This window comes from Nocardia sp. NPDC052254 (assembly GCF_040679495.1).
Classification (GTDB): Bacteria; Actinomycetota; Actinomycetes; order Mycobacteriales; family Mycobacteriaceae; genus Nocardia.
Genome location: NZ_JBFAUW010000003.1, coordinates 723245 through 744420, shown reverse-complemented (window position 1 = coordinate 744420; position 21176 = coordinate 723245). Strand labels below are relative to the sequence as shown.

22 protein-coding genes are annotated in these 21176 nt (G+C 69.1%); 5 read left to right on the top strand and 17 right to left on the bottom strand.

The genetic code is table 11. From position 1 onward, the window contains the following. Positions 1 to 210: 210 nt before the first annotated feature. Positions 211 to 1257: an Lrp/AsnC family transcriptional regulator gene (locus tag AB0L57_RS12105; protein WP_364960470.1), complete on the bottom strand. Its 1047-nt coding sequence runs from the start codon at positions 1255 to 1257 to the stop codon at positions 211 to 213. Positions 1258 to 1355: 98 nt separating this feature from the next. Between AB0L57_RS12105 and AB0L57_RS12100 the strand changes: the two genes are divergently transcribed. Beyond that, positions 1356 to 2762 (top strand): MFS transporter, encoded by a 1407-nt coding sequence (locus AB0L57_RS12100; RefSeq protein ID WP_364960468.1) that lies wholly within the window; start codon positions 1356 to 1358, stop codon positions 2760 to 2762. 60 nt (positions 2763 to 2822) lie between these two features. On the opposite strand, the gene AB0L57_RS12095 is transcribed toward AB0L57_RS12100, so the two are convergent. From AB0L57_RS12095 to pgsA, 10 genes are all read right to left on the bottom strand, one after another. After that, on the bottom strand, positions 2823 to 3281 hold the full coding sequence (locus AB0L57_RS12095; protein WP_364960466.1) for a nuclear transport factor 2 family protein: 459 nt from the start codon (positions 3279 to 3281) through the stop codon (positions 2823 to 2825). A 77-nt stretch (positions 3282 to 3358) separates the two neighbouring features. Beyond that, a complete protein-coding gene (locus AB0L57_RS12090; protein ID WP_364960465.1) occupies positions 3359 to 3553 on the bottom strand; it encodes a DUF3046 domain-containing protein in 195 nt (64 codons plus the stop codon). 99 nt (positions 3554 to 3652) lie between these two features. Next, entirely contained in the window at positions 3653 to 4816 is a 1164-nt protein-coding gene (locus tag AB0L57_RS12085; RefSeq protein WP_364960463.1) for a glycosyl transferase, read from the bottom strand. A 116-nt stretch (positions 4817 to 4932) separates the two neighbouring features. Continuing rightward, positions 4933 to 5679, bottom strand: a complete 747-nt coding sequence (locus AB0L57_RS12080; RefSeq protein WP_364960461.1) for a PIG-L deacetylase family protein — start codon at positions 5677 to 5679, stop codon at positions 4933 to 4935. 203 nt (positions 5680 to 5882) lie between these two features. Then, complete coding sequence (locus AB0L57_RS12075; protein WP_364960459.1) at positions 5883 to 6056, bottom strand: hypothetical protein; 174 nt, start codon at positions 6054 to 6056, stop codon at positions 5883 to 5885. Between the two features lie 150 nt (positions 6057 to 6206). Further along, positions 6207 to 7559: a hypothetical protein gene (locus tag AB0L57_RS12070; RefSeq protein ID WP_364960457.1), complete on the bottom strand. Its 1353-nt coding sequence runs from the start codon at positions 7557 to 7559 to the stop codon at positions 6207 to 6209. A gap of 33 nt (positions 7560 to 7592) precedes the next feature. Continuing rightward, positions 7593 to 8408: a PspA/IM30 family protein gene (locus AB0L57_RS12065; RefSeq protein ID WP_364960455.1), complete on the bottom strand. Its 816-nt coding sequence runs from the start codon at positions 8406 to 8408 to the stop codon at positions 7593 to 7595. A 208-nt stretch (positions 8409 to 8616) separates the two neighbouring features. Continuing rightward, positions 8617 to 9012 carry a helix-turn-helix transcriptional regulator gene (locus AB0L57_RS12060; protein ID WP_364960453.1) on the bottom strand — a complete coding sequence of 132 codons (396 nt, stop codon included), beginning with the start codon at positions 9010 to 9012 and terminating at the stop codon, positions 8617 to 8619. Positions 9013 to 9159: 147 nt separating this feature from the next. Continuing rightward, entirely contained in the window at positions 9160 to 9678 is a 519-nt protein-coding gene (locus AB0L57_RS12055) for a CinA family protein (protein ID WP_364960451.1), read from the bottom strand. Continuing rightward, complete coding sequence (gene pgsA / locus AB0L57_RS12050; RefSeq protein ID WP_364960606.1) at positions 9675 to 10223, bottom strand: CDP-diacylglycerol--glycerol-3-phosphate 3-phosphatidyltransferase; 549 nt, start codon at positions 10221 to 10223, stop codon at positions 9675 to 9677. The genes AB0L57_RS12055 and pgsA overlap by 4 nt, the downstream gene beginning before the upstream one ends. 233 nt (positions 10224 to 10456) lie before the next feature. Between pgsA and AB0L57_RS12045 the strand changes: the two genes are divergently transcribed. Genes AB0L57_RS12045 through AB0L57_RS12035 form a run of 3 tightly spaced genes read left to right on the top strand, consistent with a single transcriptional unit; the run spans position 10457 to position 11726 of the window. Continuing rightward, positions 10457 to 10999: an amino-acid N-acetyltransferase gene (locus AB0L57_RS12045; RefSeq protein WP_364960449.1), complete on the top strand. Its 543-nt coding sequence runs from the start codon at positions 10457 to 10459 to the stop codon at positions 10997 to 10999. A gap of 17 nt (positions 11000 to 11016) precedes the next feature. Beyond that, complete coding sequence (locus AB0L57_RS12040; protein WP_364960447.1) at positions 11017 to 11301, top strand: YciI family protein; 285 nt, start codon at positions 11017 to 11019, stop codon at positions 11299 to 11301. Continuing rightward, complete coding sequence (locus AB0L57_RS12035) at positions 11301 to 11726, top strand: TIGR03668 family PPOX class F420-dependent oxidoreductase (RefSeq protein ID WP_364960446.1); 426 nt, start codon at positions 11301 to 11303, stop codon at positions 11724 to 11726. Before AB0L57_RS12040 ends, AB0L57_RS12035 begins: the two co-directional genes overlap by 1 nt. Positions 11727 to 11739: 13 nt before the next feature. Here the strand turns inward: AB0L57_RS12035 and AB0L57_RS12030 are convergent, their stop codons facing one another. The 4 genes from AB0L57_RS12030 to dapA form a co-directional block, all read right to left on the bottom strand. Beyond that, positions 11740 to 14337: a DNA translocase FtsK 4TM domain-containing protein gene (locus AB0L57_RS12030; RefSeq protein ID WP_364960444.1), complete on the bottom strand. Its 2598-nt coding sequence runs from the start codon at positions 14335 to 14337 to the stop codon at positions 11740 to 11742. A 149-nt stretch (positions 14338 to 14486) separates the two neighbouring features. Continuing rightward, the gene (locus AB0L57_RS12025) at positions 14487 to 15110 is read right to left on the bottom strand and encodes a TIGR03085 family metal-binding protein (protein ID WP_364960442.1); all 624 of its coding nucleotides are present in this window, start codon (positions 15108 to 15110) and stop codon (positions 14487 to 14489) included. Positions 15111 to 15389: 279 nt separating this feature from the next. Next, positions 15390 to 17408, bottom strand: coding sequence for an RNase J family beta-CASP ribonuclease (locus tag AB0L57_RS12020; protein ID WP_364960439.1), 2019 nt, complete (start codon positions 17406 to 17408; stop codon positions 15390 to 15392). Then, complete coding sequence (gene dapA / locus AB0L57_RS12015) at positions 17405 to 18313, bottom strand: 4-hydroxy-tetrahydrodipicolinate synthase (protein ID WP_364960437.1); 909 nt, start codon at positions 18311 to 18313, stop codon at positions 17405 to 17407. The genes AB0L57_RS12020 and dapA overlap by 4 nt, the downstream gene beginning before the upstream one ends. A gap of 147 nt (positions 18314 to 18460) precedes the next feature. On the opposite strand from dapA, the gene AB0L57_RS12010 reads away from it, so the two are divergent. Further along, positions 18461 to 18907, top strand: coding sequence for a hypothetical protein (locus tag AB0L57_RS12010; protein WP_364960435.1), 447 nt, complete (start codon positions 18461 to 18463; stop codon positions 18905 to 18907). A gap of 2 nt (positions 18908 to 18909) precedes the next feature. On the opposite strand, the gene AB0L57_RS12005 is transcribed toward AB0L57_RS12010, so the two are convergent. Together AB0L57_RS12005 and AB0L57_RS12000 are read right to left on the bottom strand one after the other, a co-directional pair. After that, on the bottom strand, positions 18910 to 19941 hold the full coding sequence (locus AB0L57_RS12005; protein WP_364960433.1) for a hypothetical protein: 1032 nt from the start codon (positions 19939 to 19941) through the stop codon (positions 18910 to 18912). After that, the gene (locus AB0L57_RS12000) at positions 19931 to 21139 is read right to left on the bottom strand and encodes an ATP-binding protein (RefSeq protein WP_364960431.1); all 1209 of its coding nucleotides are present in this window, start codon (positions 21137 to 21139) and stop codon (positions 19931 to 19933) included. The genes AB0L57_RS12005 and AB0L57_RS12000 overlap by 11 nt, the downstream gene beginning before the upstream one ends. Between the last annotated feature and the right edge of the window lie 37 nt (positions 21140 to 21176).

The window sequence follows — 21176 nt, the reverse complement described above, 5'->3', positions numbered from 1 at the left end:
CACCGACAAGTTCTGACGGCAAGCTTAGACGAACACGTGTTCGAGGCAAGCGACGCGCCCGGCGACACGCGAATCGGCCCCGGCAGCCGCACCCCTGCCCGCAATCCGTGCGTCATCGGCCCCGGTCAAGCGTCCCCGCCGACCCCCGAACCGGCGGTCCGATCCGCCACGATTCGTGGTACCACCTGCGTTGTCGGGCCCCGGCCGCCGTCACCGGGTCCGGGCGGCGGTCGCCGTCGGCACCACCGCGATCCGATCGGTGTGCATCAGCGCCTGCGCCTGCTTCAGCATCCGCAATGTCGGCGTCACCTCCACATCCAGGACCCCATCCAGCGCACCCAGCCGTTCGGTGAGGTAGCGGTACAGATGCGCGCTGTCGCGGCACACGATCGACGCGACCAGATTGGTCGGCCCGGTGGTGGCGCCGACGAATGCCGCCTCCGGATGCTCCGCCAGGGCACGGCCGACGGTGTCCAGATCCGCGGGCCGGGTACGGATCCACAGCGAGGCCCGCACCGCGTATCCCATTCGCTCGATGGCGAAGTCGAGATCGAAATACAGCACACCCGCCGCCGTCAACTCCGCCATCCGCCGGGCGACCCGGGTGGCGTTCCATCCGGTTTCGGTCGCCAGCCGGGCATAGGAGGTACGGCCGTCACGCGCCAGCATCGCCAGCATCGCCTCGTCGGTCGCGGACAGATCCACCGGTGATTCCGGACCGCGCAGATCGTCCAGCGGCGGCCGCCGCCCCAGCTGCCGCAATTGGCCGGCATCGAGAAGCCGGCCGTAGCGCGGCCATTCGTCGGCCATCGGGAACCGGTGGATCATCTCGTAGGCCATCAGACCGGTGATCAGACTGGTGTGCGGAAGGATGTTGAGCAGCAGGGCATCTCGCTGCTCGATCGAGCGCGGCCGGCTGACGCAGGTGACCTCCGCACCGGTCGACAGCAGGGCCACCCAGCTGACATCGGGCAGTTTCGCCAGCGATTCCGCCAGCCGCAACGCCTTGTCGGGGGTGGAACGCAGCCGCAGCATCCACCGGGTATTGCCCATCGGCACGGCGTTCACCAGCCCCGAGATGTGCAGGATTCCGCGCCCGCGCATCGAGCGGTAGCGCCGCGCCACGGTCTGCTCGGAAACCCCCAGGATCGCGCCCAGTTTCGCGAACGGAATGCGTGGGTCGGTGACCAGCCCGTGCACGATCTGCTTGTCGAGCAGATCCATGATGGAGGATTCGATGTCCTCTTCTGAATTCATAGGCGGAATCTCACGTCCGTAGCGGATCGACTGGATGGTCTTTGAAGCATCTCGCAGGCTTGGCGTCGAAATCAATCATTTCTCGACCGGAGGTCGCCATGCGGAAATGGCTCCCCTTGTTCGCCGCGTGCCTGGGCACGCTGATGCTGCTCATCGACGTCACCATCGTCAATGTCGCGTTGCCCGACATCGCCGCCGATCTCGGCACCGGACTGTCCGGGCTGCAGTGGGTCGTCGACGGCTACGCCCTGGCTCTCGCCGCGCTGTTGCTGGTACTCGGTTCCATCGCCGATCGGTTCGGCGCCAAACCCACCTATCTGGCCGGGCTGGTGATATTCGCCGCCGCCTCACTGGCCTGCGGACTCGCCGGATCCTCGAACCTGCTCGTCGCCGCGCGCGCGGTTCAGGGCATCGGGGGCGCGGCCATGTTCGCGACCACGCTGTCACTGCTGCACGCCACCTACAACGGCCGCGATCGCGGTATCGCCTTCGGCGCCTGGGGCGCGGTCTCGGGTGCCGCGGCCGGTATGGGAGTCGTACTCGGCGGAGTCCTCACCGATCTGCTGTCGTGGCGGTGGATCTTCCTGGTGAATCTGCCGATCGCGGTACTCACGATCGTGTTGTCGGTCTTCGCCTTCGGCCCGTCCGCGCGCCGCCCCGGCCGCACGGTGGACGTGGCGGGGATGGCGAGCTTCACCCTCGCCGCGACCGCACTCACCTACGGTGTCATCCGCGGTGGTGAGCACGGGTGGAGCGATGGCGCCGCGGCCACCGCGCTGATCGCCGGCGCCCTGGCGATCGGCGGCTTCGTGCTCGTCGAATATCGCGGCGCCACACCGATGTTCCCGCTACCCCTGTTGCGCAATCGGACCTTCGTCGCGGCGCTGGTGGCCGCCACGGGCTTCAATTTCGCCGCCTTCGCGGCCAGCCCGCTGATCTCGCTGTGGCTGCAGCAGCAACTTCAGCTCGGCCCGTTGCGTGCGGGACTGTCGATGCTGCCGATGGCCGCGACCGCTTTCGTGGTGTCGGGGGTGTTCGGCCGCCGCCTGCACGACGTGTCCCCACGCTGGACCATCGGCGGTGGCCTCGTGGTCGTCGGTATCGGATCCGGGCTGCTCGCCATGATCGACACCGGATCCTCGTGGAGCGCACTGCTTCCCGGCTACCTGATCATCGGCCTCGGCGTCGGAACGCTGGCTCCACCGCTGGTCGCGGTCGCGATGGCCGCGGTCTCCCCGCAGCAGAGCGGAACCGCGGCGGGCGCGGTCAACACCGCACGCCAACTCGGCCTGGCCCTCGGTGTGGCGATTCTGGGCACGGTGATGCGGAGCGTGACCGGTCCGGGACGAACGACGGTGGCGCAGTTCGTGTCCGGACTGGACGCGGCGGTCGCGGTGGCGGCCGGCGTCGGAATCGTCTGCGGCATCGCGGCCTTCGCCCTGTTCGGCACCCGAGAGCCCGCGGTATCCGTCGAATCCACCGGCGACCCGGTTCCGGTCGGCTGAAATCCGGGTCGTCTCCGCGGCATTCACGATCCCCGGAGGCGACCCGGATCCGCCGGTCGCTCAGACCGCCGGTCGCCGAGGCGGCGTTCCCCGCGTCCACACGATGCGTAGTGCCGAGGCGGAGATCCGCCAGCCCTCGGCGGTGCGGACCAGTTCGCTGTCGGCATGACCGGCCGAGACGAAGACGTCCTCGGCCCCGTCGGCGAGCACATGGGTACTCAACTGTGCCCCTCGTGCCGTCGCCGTGTCACCGTGCACCTCGATCACCGCGTTGGTGCCCAGATGGACGGTGCGATCGAACAACGCCATGCCGCGCTGGATACTCGCCAGCACCGCCTCCCGGCCCGACACGGTTCCGATCGGCATCTCGGCCGTCACGTCCGCGGTGAAATAGGTACCGGCCCACTGCTCGTCGAAGATCCCCTCGTCCAGCGACCGCAGATAACGGTCCAGCAAGTCGGCGATCTCGGTGCGGTCCAGCAGGTCACGAATCCGGCTGTCGATTGTCTCGGTATCCATGCCACCACCCTGCAACCTCGAGCCGACTCGAGGTCAATGCCGCTGTGACGTGCCTATCACCCGACCGGCTCCGGGGATCACCAGCGATTCTTCGGGACGTCGAATTCGGCGCAGAGTGCCCGCCAGACCTCACGCGGGTCGATACCGTCCTCGATCGCCTGGGCACCCGTGCGACCGCGCATGGCGGGCAGAACATGATCGGCCAGCAGCAGGTCGCCGCGAGAGACGCCGAATTCGGTATGCAAGAGTTCCTGGAATTCCGTCAACCGCATCATCCCGACGATACCGGTCACCACACCACGCAGTACCGCGCGCACAGCAAGGCGACGCCCCGCGGGCGCGGTGGCACGATCCGGCCGGGAGCCGTCCGCTCAGTTCGCGCGCACCCGGTCCAGTACCCGATGGCAGACCGCGACCGGATCCTCGACATCGCTCGCTGTCGCCGCGGCAGCGCCCGCGGCGGCACGGAAGGACTCCGTCCCCAGCACCGTCGCGACCGCACTGCGCAGCGATTCGGTGGTGAACGGCCGCACCAGCAGCGAGCTCCCCTGCCGGACAGCACGATTCGCCAGCTCCCACTGATCGCCCCCGCCCGGCACCGTCACGATCGGCACGCCCGCGAGCAAGGTCTTCGCCAGCAAGCCGTGCCCGCCACCACCGACCACGACCGCAGCTCGGCGCAACAGCTCGTCCTGTCGTCCCAGCCCGGCGGTGGCCCAGGACGGCAGATCCGGCGGTGGTGTATCCAGCATGGATATCGCCACGCGCACATCGTTACCGTCCAGCGCCTCGAGCGCACCGGTCACCAGGTCCGCGAACCCGGTCAGTGCCGTCGACGGTGCCACGACCACCAGCGGACGGTCGCCGGGCGGCGGCGCCAGCACCTGCGACGTCGGCTCCCACAGCAGCGGGCCCACGATATGGGCGTCCTGCGGCCAATCCGGCCGCGCCACCTCCAAGGCCGGCAGTGTGGCGATCAGGCGGGCATCGGGCCCCGGATCCACCTCGGGCAGACCGACACTCGCACGTGCGACTCCACGCTGCCGCTCGCCCCGGGCGATCGCCCGGGCAGTGAGGCCGCGCAACACGGTATCGCGCATCCGCCCGCGCAATCCCTCCCCCGGCGCGAGCCCACTCCCGAGGGGCGGCAACGCCTTCGACGGCAGATACAGCGGATGTGGTGACAACTCGACCCACGGCACACCGAGCCGCTCGGCCGCCATCCCGCCACCGACGGTCAATATGTCCGACACCACGAGTTCGGGCAGCATCGCACTCAGATCGGGCAGGATCTCGGTGGAGATGTGCGCCGCGCGCTGATGAATACGCGCACCGGCGTCACCGTCATCGTCCTGTGGACGCGGCGCCAGCCCCTTCAATCGCCGGACCGCGATTCCGGCGGCGCGGGCCGCCTCGAACCAGCGCGGTCCGGTGAACAGCACCGGATCGTCGCCCGCCTCGAGAAACCGCAGGCACAACGCGATCGCCGGAAAAGCATGGCCCGGATCGGGACCCGCGACAACAGCCACTCGCATGCGCCCCACCATGCCACACCCGATCCGTGCCCGAACTCGGGCCGGTGCGGCCGCACGACGATCATCGATCCGGACCGGATCGATCGTGACCGCGCACAGCCGGCCCCGCGCCGGAATCAGCCCGCGAAGTGGTACAGCTCGAACCCCACCGCACGATCGGCCTCGAATCCCGCGCACGGACTCGTGGCCCGGTCCACGATCGCACGCACCTGATCCGGCACCGGATCATCGCTGAGCGCACTCAGATATCGGGAATGGCAGGCCAGCGAATCCACCGCGGCCTGCACGGTATCGGTGACATCGACCGCGTGCGTCACGACCGGGCCGACGACCGCCGCCCAGCGCGGTGACCAGATCGGCAGCTCGGCCAGGTCCGGGAAGATCCACTCGTTACCGGCATCCGAGATCGCGTCCATCGCACCGCGGCCCACCGCCCGATGATCGGCACTGTTGACGTACCCCGGCCCCCAGGTATCGCCGAAGTTGAACAGCACCACCATCTCGGGACGATGCCGGCGAATCGCGGCGGCCAGATCCCGGCGCAAGCCGAGCCCACCCTCGATCCGCCCGTCCGGATAGCCGAGGAACTCCACCTCCGTCACCCCTGCCTCCCGGGCGGAAGCGATCTCCTCCTGCTCACGCAACGGTCCGCATTCGGCCGGCGACAGCCCCGCGATCCCGGCCTCACCGCTGGTCACCAGCAGATAGCGGATGTCCTTACCCTGCCGCGTCCAGCGTGCGACGGCCGCCGCGGCACCGTATTCGATGTCGTCGGGATGCGCGACGATCACCAGACCACGCTGCCAATCCTCGGGAACGGGAGTGGGTTCTCGCTGTGCCTCGATCGTTCCTCCTACGCTCACTCGCTACGCTCGCTCGCGCCGTCGGTCCGCAGTCGAGGCCGGTCGGAACACCGAAGGTGCGCTGTTTCGGCAAGGTTAGCCCGGAGCGTCCTTCCTCCCGGGGATGCGGTCCTGGGCAATCGCTGTTCGCCGACGACCGCCGCTCCCCCATGAACGCAGGTGGGCCGTTCGGTATCCACCGAACGGCCCACGCGGAAGGCTCACTACAGCTTGGTGACCGTAGATTTGTTCGAACCCGAGACGGCCTTGTACAGCAGGTACAGGCCGAAGACCACGGCACTGATCATCAGGATCGGGAACAGCGCCTTGACCAGCGCGCCGATGATGATCAGCGCGAGCCACACGAGCGCGACGACGCCCAGAATCTTCCAGAACATGTCCATTCCTCCCGAAGGTTTCCGAACCGCCGTCAACGCGATCCGACTCCTCCATACTGCCAACTTTGTGACGGAAAATCACCAGGTCACGAGCGATATCCGGGAAATCTCAGGGTGAACCCCGAGACATTTCGCCCGCTGGGGTGAGGGCTAGTGACGATCGGCCAGATCGGTCAGTGCCTGGGCCCAGCCGTCCAGCCGATCGGCGGCCTCGCGCAGAGTGAGCATGGCCCAGCCGAATTCGTCGGCGGGCGCACCGGTGGCCGGCGGGGCGGCGAGTATCCGACCGGCGGCACTGACCAGCTGTTCGTATTCGCCGACACCCGATTCGAGGCGTTCGACCATCGCGTCGCGCTGCCGGGACAATTGCGGACCGCACCCCGAATCGGCCACCACCCCGACCGCCTGCTCCATCGCCGCGACATCGCCCGCCAGCGCGTGCAGCGCCGCCGCGCCCGAGCCGGCAGTCGCCAGAGTGTCGGCGAGATCGTCGGCCGGAACCCGGCCGCCCTCCGCGATATGCCGGCCGAGCTCGTACATGGCACGTTCGGCTCGGATCAGCCGTGCGATCGGAGCCCGCGCCGCCGACCGCACCGCCGGAAGTCTGCGCGGGACGAAAGCAGCGGGCGGCAACGGATTTCGCCGCAATTCGAGGTAGCGGCGAGTACTGACGGCGGCACCGGTCACCAGGGCCACGGTGCCACCACCGACCACGACCACCGCCCAGACCGGCGCCGAAATCGCCACCAGCCCCGCGGTTCCCAGGACCGTCATTCCCGAGGCCGCACTCCAACGCAGGCTGCGGCGGCGCACCCGGCGGCGTCTACGCAGTTCACGTTCGCGTGGATCGGCCCACTTCCGGACCGTGTGCAAGGCGAGTTCACCGGCTTCGCGCAGCGCGTCCGGCACTCGCCCGATCCGATCCGCCTGCTCTCCGATTCCCTTCTCGGCCTCGGCATCTCGCCGTGCGGAGCCGGTTCGGGAGCGACGATTCGAGGTACCGGTGGCACTGTCGGACCGGGCACGCCCATCGTCGCGACGCCGACTCCGGCCGCCACGCAGGCCGCGCCGCCGCGATGGGCTCGTCTCCGAATCGTCGGTAGCGTCGGATATCTCGCCGGAGACGGTTCGATCCCGCAGCTCGGCTGCGCTGTGCGTCCCCGCGGCGAGTCCGTTCGGTCGCACCGGGGTTTGTTCATCGGTCGTCGCAGCGAGGTCGACCGCCGGCGTCGGCAAGTAGTCCGGTGCCCAGCCGGGAGCGGAGCGGGTCGAGCCGGTGTCGCGGGTGGCGGCCCCGGAATCCCGATACCGGCCCGATGGTTCGGCGGGAACGGATTCGGCGGAACTCGCGCGCACGTCGTGGCCCGGCGCATTCGATGCCGATGTGGCCCGGGCCGCATCGGCCGACGGTGCGGCGGAGGCGGGCGGCGCGGACACTCCGGCGCGAGCCGACCGGGCCCAGGGGCGCACACGGGTTTCGGTGCCGGCCCGCGTTCTCCCCATCAGTACTGCCTTCCGATCGGCTCGCCGCTCGTACTACTGCTGTGCGGCCTGGCCCGGGTTCGCCTGCGGCTGTGCCGGATTCGCGATCGCGGGACCGGCGGCGGAATCACCCGAGGGCAGTGCGTCACCACGCATGGATGCCCGGATCTGCTCGAGGCGGCTGTGGCCGGCCATCTGCACGCTGGCCTGCTGCACCTCCATCATGCGACCCTGCACGGTGTTCTGAGCCAGCTCGGCGGCACCCAGCGCGTTGGCGTAGCGGCGCTCGATCTTCTCTCGCACCGCGTCCAGGCTGGGGGTGCTGCCCGGCGCGGACAGCGTCGAGTCCATCTGCTGCAGCGAGGCCGAGACCTGCTCCTGCATCTTGGCCTGCTCGAGCTGGCTCAGCAGCTTGGTGCGCTCGCCGACCTTCTGCTGCAGCAGCATGGCGTTCTGCTCGACCGCCTTCTTGGCCTGCGCAGCGGCCTGCAGCGACTGGTCGTGCAGCACCTTCAGGTCCTCGACCGACTGCTCGGCCGTGACCAGCTGGGCCGCGAACGCCTCGGCGGCATTGGTGTACTGGATCGCCTTGTCGGTATCGCCGGCAGCGGTGGCCTGATCGGCCAGCTGAACGGCCTGACGCGCGTTGGCATTGAGCTTCTCGACCTCGTCGAGCTGGCGGTTCAGCTTCATCTCCAGCTGACGCTGGTTACCGATCACCGACGCAGCCTGCTGCGACAGGGCCTGGTGCTGGCGCTGGGCTTCCTCGATAGCCTGCTGAATCTGCACCTTCGGATCCGCATGCTCCTCGATCTTGGAATCGAAGAGGGCCATCAGGTACTTCCAGGCCTTCACGAACGGATTAGCCATCGATTGATCCCGCCTCCATCTGACTGCGCCGCGTCCCAGCGCGGCGGCGGTGCGCGACCGTCACGCACCCTGTGTCCGTATCCTCCATCGCGACCGATCCGGGCCGCCGAACCACCCGAAACAGACGCTTACAGAGAATCTATCCGTTTCCGCTCCGTCGTACAGCCTCGCGGGCACCCAACTCTGCCGATGCCCGCCCCACGGCGACTCACTTCGCTTGTACCAAGACCAGTTTCTCGGCCTTGGGGGCCGGAATCACGATCCGGGTGTCCTCGGCGATACCCGCCCGCGCGGCCGCCGCGTCGGCGGACTCCGCCGTCGCGCTGGCGCTCGGCACCGGTGCGCTGGGCTGCCGGGCGGGTGCCGGAGCGTCCGCATCCGCCATGGCGGCACTGACATCGACCAGTACCTGTGACAACGGCACATCCAGCGCCTGGCAGATGGCGGCCAGCAGTTCGCTCGATGCTTCCTTGCGGCCGCGTTCGACCTCGGACAGATACCCCAGGCTCACCCGCGCCGACGTCGAGACCTCGCGCAGGGTCCGGCTCTGGGCGATGCGAGCGCGCCGCAAACTTTCGCCGATGGCCTCTCGAAGCAGCGTCATCTCGTTCTCCTTCACGTTCTCGCCTCACCGGGCCGAGCACGACCGCCGTCGAGCGTGACGCACCCTCCGTCTACAGTGCCAACGTCGTACACCCTCCGGTTGGTTCCCGCCGATGAATTTCGATCGACGACCACCGCAGAGCCGTCCTCAGCCGGCCATGCGGCGTACCAGCTCCGCAACGGCCGTTCGCACCGCGTTCATCCTGATCGTCCACCGGTCTCCCGCCAGGTGCAACCTCACCACCTCGGTACCGCCGGGTCCACTCAGTCCCAGGAAGACCGTGCCGACCGGGCAACCGTCCTGCGGATCCGGTCCGGCGACACCGGTCAGCCCCAGCCCCCAATCGGCCAGACACGTCGTCCGGGCACCGACCGCCAGCTGTTCGGCGGTCGCCGCCGCCACCGGGCCTTCGCTGGCGAGCGTGTGCTCACCGACCCCGGCCAGACGGTGTTTGAGATCGGTGGCGTAGACGATCAGCCCGCCGCGCAACACCGCGCTGGCACCCGGCACACCGGCGATGGTGGCCGCGAGTAATCCGGCGGTGAGCGACTCGGCGGTCGCCACGGTCTGGCCGCGGGCGGTCAGGGCGGCCACCAGGGCGGCGGTGCCGGGGACCCCGGTGACCGGATCGGGAACATCCGGCAGGCCGGGGGCCGGCGTGCTCATCGCCGCTCGACCGGCCGGGCCCACAGCCGCGCGGCCTGCACCACGTAATCCAATCCGGTGAGCACCGTGAGAACGACCGCCACGTACATCAGCGCCATCCCCGCGCCGGCCCAGGCACCCGCGAGTGGCAGCAGCAGTACGGCGATGGCCACCGACTGCACCAGTGTCTTGGCCTTACCTCCGCGCCCGGCCGGGATCACGCCGCGGCGCACCACGGCCAGCCGCAGCAGTGTCACCCCGATCTCACGAGCACAGATCACGATCGTGATCCACCAGGGCAGATCGCCGAGTGCGGACAGGCCGATCAGCGCGGCACCGATCAGCGCCTTGTCGGCGATGGGATCGGCCAGCTTCCCGAAGTCGGTGACCAGACCGTATTTGCGGGCGACCTGACCATCGATGCGGTCGGTGATCGCGGCGATGCCGAACAGCGCGGCGGCACCGATCCGCCAGCCGGTGTCGTGCCCGTCACCGGCGAACAACGCCAGCAGGAAGATGGGCACGATCAGGATGCGCAGGATCGTCAGGATGTTGGCGATGTTCATCAGCGGCACCGCCGACGGCTCGACCGTGCGCTTCGGTTGTGGCGGAACCAGATTCGCCCGCGCTCTACCGGCCTCGGCCCAGGTCCGGTCCATATCGTCGCTCTGCACGCTCACCGGCACCCCCGGCCGGAATGCGCGCAGCCGCGGCCCCCGGCGGTGAGGGACGGGCGGGCAGACGAGATGTGCGGCACTCCACCAGACTATCGGTTGGCGCGCCGACTACTGTGCACCCCATGACCACGCGGGCACCCCACAGCGATTCGATCGGCGCCACCGGCCCCGGCACTGTGCTCGTCCGACGCGCCCGCACCTCGGATGTCCCCGCCGTCAAAAACCTCGTCGACGTCTATTCGGGCCGCATCCTGCTGGAAAAGAATCTGGTGACCCTCTACGAATCGGTCCAGGAATTCTGGGTGGCCGAGGTGGACGGACAGGTCGTGGGGTGTGGCGCATTACACGTCCTGTGGGCCGATCTGGGTGAGGTCCGCACGGTCGCGGTACATCCGGACGCCAAGGGCCGCGGTGTGGGGCGCCTGATCGTCGATCAGCTGATCACAACGGCCCGGGAGTTACAGCTGCAACGGTTGTTCGTACTGACCTTCGAGGTGGAGTTCTTCTCGCGGCACGGCTTCGCCGAGATCGACGGCACCCCGGTGACCGCCGAGGTCTTCGCCGAGATGTGCCGCTCCTACGACACCGGTGTGGCGGAATTCCTCGACCTCAGCTACGTCAAGCCCAACACCCTCGGCAATACTCGAATGCTGCTGACCCTCTGACCTTTCCGGGAGCGATTGTGCCCATCTTCGCCGTCCACTACACCTACGCCGAGGACGCCGCGCCCGGCCGGGACGAGCACCGGCCCCGGCACCGGCAATGGCTGGCGGATCTGGTCGACCGAGGCGTGGTGCTGTCCACCGGCCCGTATCCCGACGGATCGGGCGCGCTGATCCTGTTCCGCGCCGAGGACGCGGCCGCGATGCGGCAACTGCTCGCGGCCGACCCGTTCGCCCAGCACGATCTGATCGCCGCGAAACGTTTCGTGGAGTGGAGTCCGGTCATGGGTGCGTTCTCCGCGTAATGCCACGCCTGGATCCGGGCGTCGCGCTGACCCGGCTGCGATCTGCCCGCGTCGCCCGGCTCGCCACCGCCGACGAGTCCGGACGGCCACATCTGGTGCCGGTCACCTTCGCGCTGTCACCGGACGGTTCGCTCCTGGTCACCGCGGTCGACGGGAAACCGAAATCCACCATGGCGCTGCGGCGGCTGCGCAATATCGCCGTGCGGCCGCGGGTCTCGGTGCTCGCCGACCACTACGACGAGCAGTGGGCACAGCTGTGGTGGGTGCGCGCCGACGGTATCGCCACCATCCGCACCGGCACCGATCGGAATGCGCCGATCGATTGGCTGCTCGCGAAATACCCCCAGTACCAGGACGATGCACCACGGGGCCCGGTGATCGCGATCGAGCTGGACGAGGTGACGGGCTGGGCCTACACGCGGTGACCGGTCCGGGTGGCTAGCCGCCGGCGTCCGATTCCCCGGCCTCCTCCGGTTCGCCGCCACCACGGATCGAATACAGCAGACCGTCGAGCTCATCGGGTTTGATCAGCACATCGCGCGCCTTGGATCCCTCGCTGGGGCCGACCACTCCGCGGGTTTCCATCAGGTCCATCAACCGGCCGGCCTTGGCGAAACCGACCCGCAGTTTGCGCTGCAGCATCGATGTCGAGCCGAACTGCGAGGTGACCACCAGTTCCACGGCCTGCAGGAAGACGTCGAGATCATCGCCGATATCGGGGTCGACGTCCTTCTTCTCCCCGGCCTTGGCGGTGGTGACGCCCTCCTGATAATCGGGTTCGGCCTGATTCTTGCTGAAGTCGACGACGGCCTGGATCTCCTCGTCGGAGATGAACGCGCCCTGCAGACGGGTCGGCTTGGAGGCACCCATCGGCAGGAACAGGCCGTCACCCATACCGATCAGCTTCTCCGCACCCGGCTGGTCCAGGATGACGCGCGAATCGGTCAGCGACGAGGTGGCGAAGGCCAGCCGCGACGGCACATTGGTCTTGATCAGACCGGTGACGACATCCACCGAGGGCCGCTGCGTCGCCAGTACCAGATGGATACCCGCCGCGCGCGCCTTCTGCGTGATGCGCACGATGGCGTCCTCCACATCGCGTGGCGCGGTCATCATCAGATCGGCGAGCTCGTCGACGATGGCGAGGATGTAGGGGTAGGGCCGGTAGACCCGCTCGCTGCCCAGCGGGGCGGTGATCTGGCCCGACTTCACCTTCTTGTTGAAATCGTCGATGTGGCGGACCTTGCTGGCCTGCATGTCCTGATACCGCTGTTCCATCTCCTCCACCAGCCAGGCCAGCGCCGCCGCGGCCTTCTTGGGCTGGGTGATGATGGGCGTGATCAGATGCGGAATGCCCTCGTACGGCGTCAGTTCCACCATCTTGGGGTCGATGAGGATCATCCGCACTTCGTCCGGGGTGGCCCGGCCCAGCAGCGAAACCAGCATCGAGTTCACGAAACTGGACTTACCGGAACCGGTCGAACCCGCCACCAGCAGATGCGGCATCTTCGCCAGGTTGGCGCAGACGAACTCGCCCTCGATGTTCTTGCCGAGGCCGATCACCAAGGGATGGTGGTCGTTTCGCGTGGACGGCGCCTTGAGCACATCGGCCAGCCGCACCAGTTCGCGGTCGGCGTTGGGCACCTCGATGCCGACCGCGGACTTGCCCGGAATGGGGGCGAGCAGGCGCACATTCTCGGTCGCCACCGCATAGGCGATGTTGCGGGCCAGCGCGGTGATCTTCTCGACCTTCACACCCGGGCCGAGCTCGACCTCGTAACGGGTGACGGTCGGGCCGCGCACGAACCCGGTCACCGCGGCGTCGATCTTGAACTGCACCAGCACCTCGGTGATCGCCTCGATCATCGATTCGTTGGCGGCGCTGCGCTTCTTCGGCGGATCGCCGTCGGTGAGCAGGGTCAGCGGCGGGAGCTGGTAGTCGCCGTCGACCGTGCGATCGGTGACGAATTCCAGCTGCTGCTGCGGTGGCGGCTCCGGGGTCTGATCGACGACCTTGGGCGCCTTGCGTGTCTTGGGTCCGGCCGCCGCGGATTTCGCCGCCGCCGGGGTTTCGCCCTCGTCCGCGGCGATGTCCTTGGCCTCGCGCAGCGGCGGTTCCCCGAGCACCTCGGTGACCGCGTCGGCGCCACCGAATTCGTCGGTGGGATAGTTCTCCGCGGGGCTGCGGCCGCGGCGCGAGGAACGGCTCTTGTGCGTCGGAAAACCGTCCGCGTCATAGTTTTCAGGATCGTAGAGCCCGTATTGCCCGTCGTCATCGTCGTATTCGCCGTCCGGGACTCCGAACAGCTCCCGCAGCCGGTGCGGCACCTCCCGCACGGTCGTGCCCGTCACCAGCAACAGGCCGAAGACCATGGCCAGCAACAGCAGTGGCACCGCCAGCCAGGCGGTGAGACCGTTGCTGAGCGGTCCGCCCATCACATACCCGACGAACCCCGCCGCATGGGCGCGACCGTGGGCATCGGTGGGGGCACCGGCCAGGACGTGCCAGATGCCGAGTGCCGGCAGGCCGATCAGCAGACCGCCGAGAACCAGGCGCGGCCGGATCTCCGGCCGCGGTTCCGTGCGCATCAGCACGACCGCGATCCCGCAGGCGACGAAAGGCACCACGGCAGCGACGGATCCGGCGATGGCCCGCACCGCGGTATCGACCCAGTGCCCGACCGGACCGCCGGCAGCCATCCAGACCGCGGCGGCGATGATCACGCTGAATGCCACCAGCGCCAGGGCGATTCCGTCGCGGCGGTGGCCGTGCTCGATCTCCCCGGCGCGGCTGATGGTGCGGGTGGTGGCGCCGAATCCGCGCGCCAGCACGGACCAGCCGTTTCCGATCCCCCGGCTGAGCACCGCCAACGGTGCGGTCTGCGGCGTCCTGCGCACCGGCCGCCGGGCCGGTGTCCGTCCGCGCGGCGTCGATCGTGTGCGAGAGCCACCGGTGCGAGTCCGCGCCGGAGCCCGCCCCCGGGTGGATCCCGCCCGCGAACTCGTGGTCGTGGTGCCGCGGGACTTACCTGCCATGACCTCAGGCTAGCCGCAACAGCCCCATCGGGACCATCCGCAACACCCATCCCAGCCACATCATTGCCGACCTCACAGCGCCGTCAGCGGCCGGATTCGGCCACTGAACACTGCTCGGCCATCGCGGGCGGACCGGGCCGGAAGGCGGTTCAGACGCTGCGATCGGAGGCGAACACCGCGGCGACGTCGTCCACATCGCCCGTCGCGTCGACCCGGACCTCGTTGCGGCCGAACGCGTGCAGCAGCAGTTCCGATGGCTTTCCGGTGAGTACCACCGCATCCCCGCCCACGTTGTGCGCGGTCACGCGTTCACCCTCCGGCGTCGCCAGCACCACCGTGACCGGGGATTTCCGGTAGGCCATCCGCGCCATCCGCCGCACCGAGGACCACAGTTTCGCCTCGTCGTCGGCGGGCAGCAGGCGCGGCTGCCAATCGGACTGGGCACGCAGGACGTCCTCGTGATGGACGAACATCTCGGTCAGATTGACCACCGCGTCCACCGGCTTGAGCGGTGACCACCACGGCGGTCCGGTACGAATCTGCTCGAGCAGGTCGGTGAACGGCTGCTGCGCCGCCTTGGCCTGCACCGATTCGAGATGGCCGGCCAGCGGCTTCAGCAGAATTCCGGGTGAGGCGTCGGGGCGGCGCTCCCGGACGACCAGGTGGGCGGCCAGATCTTGCACGGTCCAGGTCCCACACAGGGTCGGGGCACCGGGCCCGGCCGCCGTCATGGTCGCGACCAGGGCCCGGCGTTCCCGTTGAGCCATACTCATGGGGCCGAGCGTAATGGGTCAGGGCGCGGAGGCGGTAGCGGAGCGTGACCACGCAGCGCCCCCCATTTCGCTCCGAAAGAGCACAGCGTAATGGGTCAGGGCGCGGAGGCGGTAGCGGAGCGTGACCACGCAGGGCCTTCGCCGGGACAGCTCGCGGACCGACCGGAGCCGACGCGAAGAGCGCCGGCATCCGCGCGAACCTCGCACTCGACCAGAACGTGATGGGTTCGGGCACAAGCGAAGTAGCGCGCGGCCCGCGTCGGCGGGCCGCGCGGGCGATCAGACGCCGAGGACCGTGGGCACGATCATCGGGCGACGGCGGTAGGTGTCGGCGACCCAGCGCCCCACCACCCGGCGCACGCTCTGAGCGATGCGGTGGGTATCGGTGACACCCTCGCCCGCCAGACGCAACAATTCCGCCTCGACCAGTTCCTGCGCACCCATGAGCGCGCCCGGGTCGTCGGAGAAGCCGCGGCCGCTGACCTCCGGCGCGCTGACTGCCTTGCCCGTGGTCTCGTCGACGGCGACGGTGATCGAGATGAAGCCACCCTCACCCAGGACCAGGCGATCCGACAACGTGGACTCACCGACATCGCCGACCGACAGGCCGTCGACATACACCTGCCCGACGGGATAGCGGCCAACGATCGAGGCGATGCCGTCGACCAGGTCGACCACCACACCGTCCTCGGCGAGCACGACCCGGTCCTCCGGCACCCCGGTGGCCACGGCCAGCGCGGCATTGGCGCGCAGATGCCGCCATTCACCGTGCACCGGCATGGCGTTGGTGGGCCGCACCGCGTTGTACAGGTAGAGCAGCTCACCGGCCGAGGCGTGGCCGGAAACGTGCACCTTCGCGCTCTGCTGGGTGATCACCGTGGCGCCGAGCCGGGCCAGGCCGTTGACCACCGCGAACACCGCGTTCTCGTTGCCGGGGATCAGCGAGGAGGCCAGCACCACGAGATCGTCGGCGCGAATGTTGATCTGGCGGTGGTCGCCACGCGCCATGCGCGACAGCGCGGACAGCGGCTCGCCCTGCGAACCGGTCGAGATCAGCACCAGTTTGTGTACGGGCAGGTTCGCGGCCTGGTCCAGGTCGACGACGATGCCGTCGGGGATGGTCAGATAGCCGAGATCCTGAGCGATCTGCATATTGCGGACCATCGAGCGGCCGACGAAGCAGACCCGGCGGTTGTGGCGCTGCGCGACATCGACCACCTGCTGGATGCGGTGCACGTGGCTGGCGAAGGAAGCCACGATGACCCGCCCCTTGGCCTTGCCGATCACATTGTCGAGCACGGGCCCGATCTCGCGTTCGGGCGTGACGAATCCGGGGACCTCGGCGTTGGTCGAGTCGACCAGGAACAGGTCCACGCCCTCGTCGCCGAGGCGGGAGAACCCGGCCAGGTCGGTGAGTCGGCCGTCGAGCGGCAACTGGTCGAGTTTGATGTCGCCGGTGTGCAGGACCAGACCCGCGGGGGTGCGGACCGCGACCGCGATGGCGTCCGGGATCGAGTGATTGACCGCGAAGTACTCGCAGTCGAACGGACCGTGGCCGGTCTTCTGTCCCTCGGTGACCTCGATCAGCTTGGGCTGCAACCGATGTTCGCGGCACTTCGCCGCCACCAGCGCGAGGGTGAATTTCGAACCCACCACCGGGATGTCGGGACGCAGCCGCAGCAGGAACGGCACCGCGCCGATGTGATCCTCGTGACCGTGGGTCAGCACCACCGCGGCCACATCGTCGATGCGATCTTCGATCGGGCGGAAGTCCGGCAGGATCAGATCGACGCCGGGCTGCTGGTCTTCGGGGAACAGCACACCGCAGTCGATGATCAGCAGCGTGCCGTTGTATTCGAAGACGGTCATGTTGCGGCCGATCTCACCGATTCCGCCGAGCGCGTAGACCCGCAGGCCCTGCTTCGGCAGCTTCGGCGGCAGACCGGCCGGCAACGCGGCCGAAACGGATTGCGGTGCAGGCTGTTCCGTGCGACCACGACTGCTCTGACGGCCTCGGCCGGCGCGGCGGGGCGACCGGCCGCGGTCGGCGCTCTGCTCGGCCCGCGCGGGCTGCTCTGCGGCGCGGGCTCCGCCGGAGCGCGCCCCGGCGGATTCTGCCTTGCGGGCCGGTTCGGCCTTTCCGGCCGGTTCGGCGTCACGGACAGGCTCGGGCGGCGAAACCTGTTCCGGTGCAGGTGATACAGGCTTCTCCCGTGACGTGACAGGCTTCGGGTCGGGTGCTCCCGCCACCCGACTGGCGGACCGGCGACGGGGACGAGGGTTCACGGGCTCACTCATGCAAGCACCCCCGCCAGCCGCAGGTCGGCGACAACGGCTTCCAGATTCGCTCCCGCCGGCATCAGTTGCGGCAACCGCGGCTCACCCACTTCCATGCCGAGCATCCGCAGCGACGATTTGATCAGCGCGACACCACCGACCCTGGCCATCGCGCGATTCACCGGCAACAAGCTGGCATTGATGTCACGAGCCGCCGTCACGGCCCCGGCGGCATAGGCGTCGCGCAACTGCACCAGCCGCTCGGGCACCAGATGGCCGATCACGCTGATGAATCCGACCGCGCCCACCGACAGCCAGGGCAGGTTCAGGACGTCGTCACCGGAGTAGTAGGCGAGCCCGGTATCGGCGATGATCTCGGCGCCGGCACCCAGATCACCCTTGGCGTCCTTGACCGCGACGATGTTGGGATGTTCGGCGAGGCGGCGCAGCGTGTCGGGAGCGATCGGCACGATCGAGCGCGGCGGAATGTCGTAGAGCGTCACCGGCAGATCGGTGGCGTCGGCAACCGCGATGAAGTGCGCGAGCAGGCCCTCCTGGGACGGTCGCGAATAGTACGGCGTCACGACCAGCAAACCGCGCGCACCCGCCCGCTCGGCATTGCGCGCGAGTTCGATGCTGTGCGCGGTGTCGTAGGTACCGGCGCCCGCGATGACGGTGGCACGCTCGCCCACGGCGTCGACGACGGCGTGCAGCAGATCGAACTTCTCCGACTCGGTGGTGGTCGGCGATTCCCCGGTGGTGCCGGAGATGGCGAGCAGGTCCACGCCACGGTCGACCAGCTGCGCGGCGAGTGCGACGCCGGAATCGACATCGAGCTTGCCCTCGGCGGTAAAGGGGGTCACCATCGCGACACCGACCGTGCCGGACGCGCGCAGCCCTGTTCGCGTCGATTCACCGTTCGTCATGGTCAGAAAGGCTACCCGGTCGTGGAGACGACACCGAACCGTCGTCCGCCATATCGCCCGACAATCCGGTCACAGTCCAGCGACGACGTCGGCGGTGACAGCACGGTGAAACTGGCAAGACGTCATGTGCGACGTCATACTGGTGTCATGGACTTGAACAAATACACCGCCCGCCTGCACGACGACCTCATCGCGGCCGCCGCACTGGGCGACGAGAAGACCCAGGCCACCGCCGCCGCACTCGCCGCCGCCACCGAGAACTCCCTGCGCCTGACGCTGTTGGCCGCACTGTCGGATCTGGCCGGTGAGATCAACGCCGATCTCGACGACCGGTCGGTGCACGTCGCCCTGTCCGGCACCGATGTCACGGTGGAGGTGCGCCGGACCCGGTCCGAGGATCCACATCCGACCTTCGAGGAGATGACCGGCGACATCAGCCGTGTGACCTTGCGCATGGTCGAGAATCTGAAGTCCCGTGCCGAGGAGGCCGCCACCCAGAGCGGGCAATCGCTGAACTCCTGGCTGGCCGGCGCCGTCCAGGGCGCGCTGCGCGATCAGATGCGCAAGGGCGGGCCGGGAACCGGAGACTGCTGATCTCAGTCGACCACCGTCACCGCGCCGTCGGCGCCGATCTCGGTCCGGCGGTCGTGATCGGGCGCCTGGGCGAGCACCGTGGCCAGTACGCGGCGCCCCGGCGGCAGGATCCGCACGGTGACCGATCCCGCATTGGCGGCATCCAATTCCTTTGCGGCGGTAGCGATCACCCGCTCACGCAGCCAGTGCGCGGTGCCGTCGAAGGCACCGTCGTCGAGCAGGACCACCGCCACCCCGCGTGCCCGGGCACCGCGGGCGGCACCACTCAGTTCATCGGTGGTCAGTTGCGGTGCGCGTAGTCCGTCGCGTAGTTCCGCCTCGAGCAGCCGGCACTGTTCGCGCTCGCCGGTGGTGAGGGCCGCACCGTCGGCGATCCGTTCGAGCATGGGCCGGGCCACCCGATCGAGCCGGGCCAGCTGATGGACGCGTTCGGCATCGGCGGCCACCATGGTCGCCTCGGCCGCCGCCTGCGTGGACGATTCGTCGTGCAGCCGGCGCAGTGATCGCTGGGTGGACCGATTGATCTGCGCGAAGACCGAGATCGCGATCACCGTGCCGACCGGCACGATCGCGGCCACGGTCGCACCGGGAGCCAGCCAGGCCTGGACGCCGTCGACGACGAGGACGACCGCAACCCCGGCCACCCCGAGCCAGGCCGCCGCCATCCGCCCGCGCAGCACCAGTACCGCCAGCAGATACGAGGTCGCATACGTCGTCCAGACCATGTAGCGGGCGTGCGGCGGACTCTGATCCACCGAGGCCAGCGCGGTGGCGACCGCACCGGCGGCGGCCACGAATGCGGTGGCGGCCCACGGCAGCCGCTCGCCCGGGACGATCAGTGCCAGCGCGCCCGCCACCACCATCACGATCATGGCGGCCAGCGCGGGCACCGCGGCGGTGGTGTCGAAGTTGCGCGCCATGGACAGCGCGATGGTCACCTCGAGTATCACGAGGAACAGCCAGGCCGCACCGCCGCGCAGTCCCAGCAACTCGTGCAGCCCGAATCCGGTGTCCCGCGACGGATCAGTACGCACCGTCACCACCCCAGACCAGGGTCACCGTGGTTCCTTCTCCCGGTTGCGATTCGACGAATCCGGCGCCGCCCGGCAGCTGACGCATCCGGCCGAGAATGCTCACCGAGACCCCCAGCCGGTCCGCCGAGACGGTGCCGACATCGAAGCCTGTCCCGTCGTCGGCGAAGATCACCCGGATACTGCCCGCGCTGATCGTGCAGGTCACCGTGCGCGCCACCGAGCGGCCCGGCACCGAAGCGTGCCGCAGACTGTTACGCACCGCCTCGGCCAGGGCCGCGGCCACGGTGCGCGCTGCCGCGGCCGGCATCTGCAGATCGTCGAATCCCGGCCACGTGCGGGTGGCGAATCGGACGCCGGTGTTCACCGCGTGCACCGAGGCGCGCAGGAAGTTCACCGCGGCGGCCGCGTCGAGGACATCGGGCCCGCCCGTCTCCATCCGGATCTCGTCGAGTTGTTCGAGGGTCTGCTCGGCCTGGCGGCGCAGCGCATCCGAGGGCTCGCGGCCGCGCGAGGCATCCAGCAGAGTCGACAGCACCGCATCGTGGATGAGCGCCGCGAACCGCGCGCTCTCGTTGTCGCGGGCGGCGGCCGCGGCGGCTTCGGCAGCCTGGCGGCCCGCCGCAGCGGATTTCCGGTCCACCCGGTCGGCCGCCCGCAGCGCCGACACCGCGCACCACAGGAACAGCGCCGACAAACCGGCGGCCCGCGCCCAGGCACTGAGCACCGACGCGGCCGCGAGCGGTTCGGTCAGAAAGACACTCGTCGCCGCCACCGCCGCCGACCCCACCAGCAGGTAGCCGACGGTGACCATCATCGGCCAGGCCAGTGTGGCGGCGAGTATGCCGAGCGCCAGGATCCGATAGAGCCACACGGATGTGGCGGTGATGCTGTGGGTGTCGACCGCGAGCGTCATCGAGGCCACCGCGGCGAGGTAGCCCGCCGCGGCGCATCCGGACACGGTCCGGATCACCCGGGGACTCCCCGATATCGACACCAGCGCGAGGATCGGGAACAGTCCGAAGGCCAGCACCACCGCGACCGGCGACCACCAGGAGGCGGCGGAGTGCGCCTGTTCGGTGATCTCGGGAAGTTCGGCCAGGCCCATGATGACCCCGCCCACCCCGATCGACAGGCCGAGCCGGCGCAGCACCCCCTCCGCCGCGGGCGCCCCGCGCCGCACCGCGATCCGAGCCGGCATCCGAATACCCGTGGCAGCCGCGGTCCGCGCGAGGATC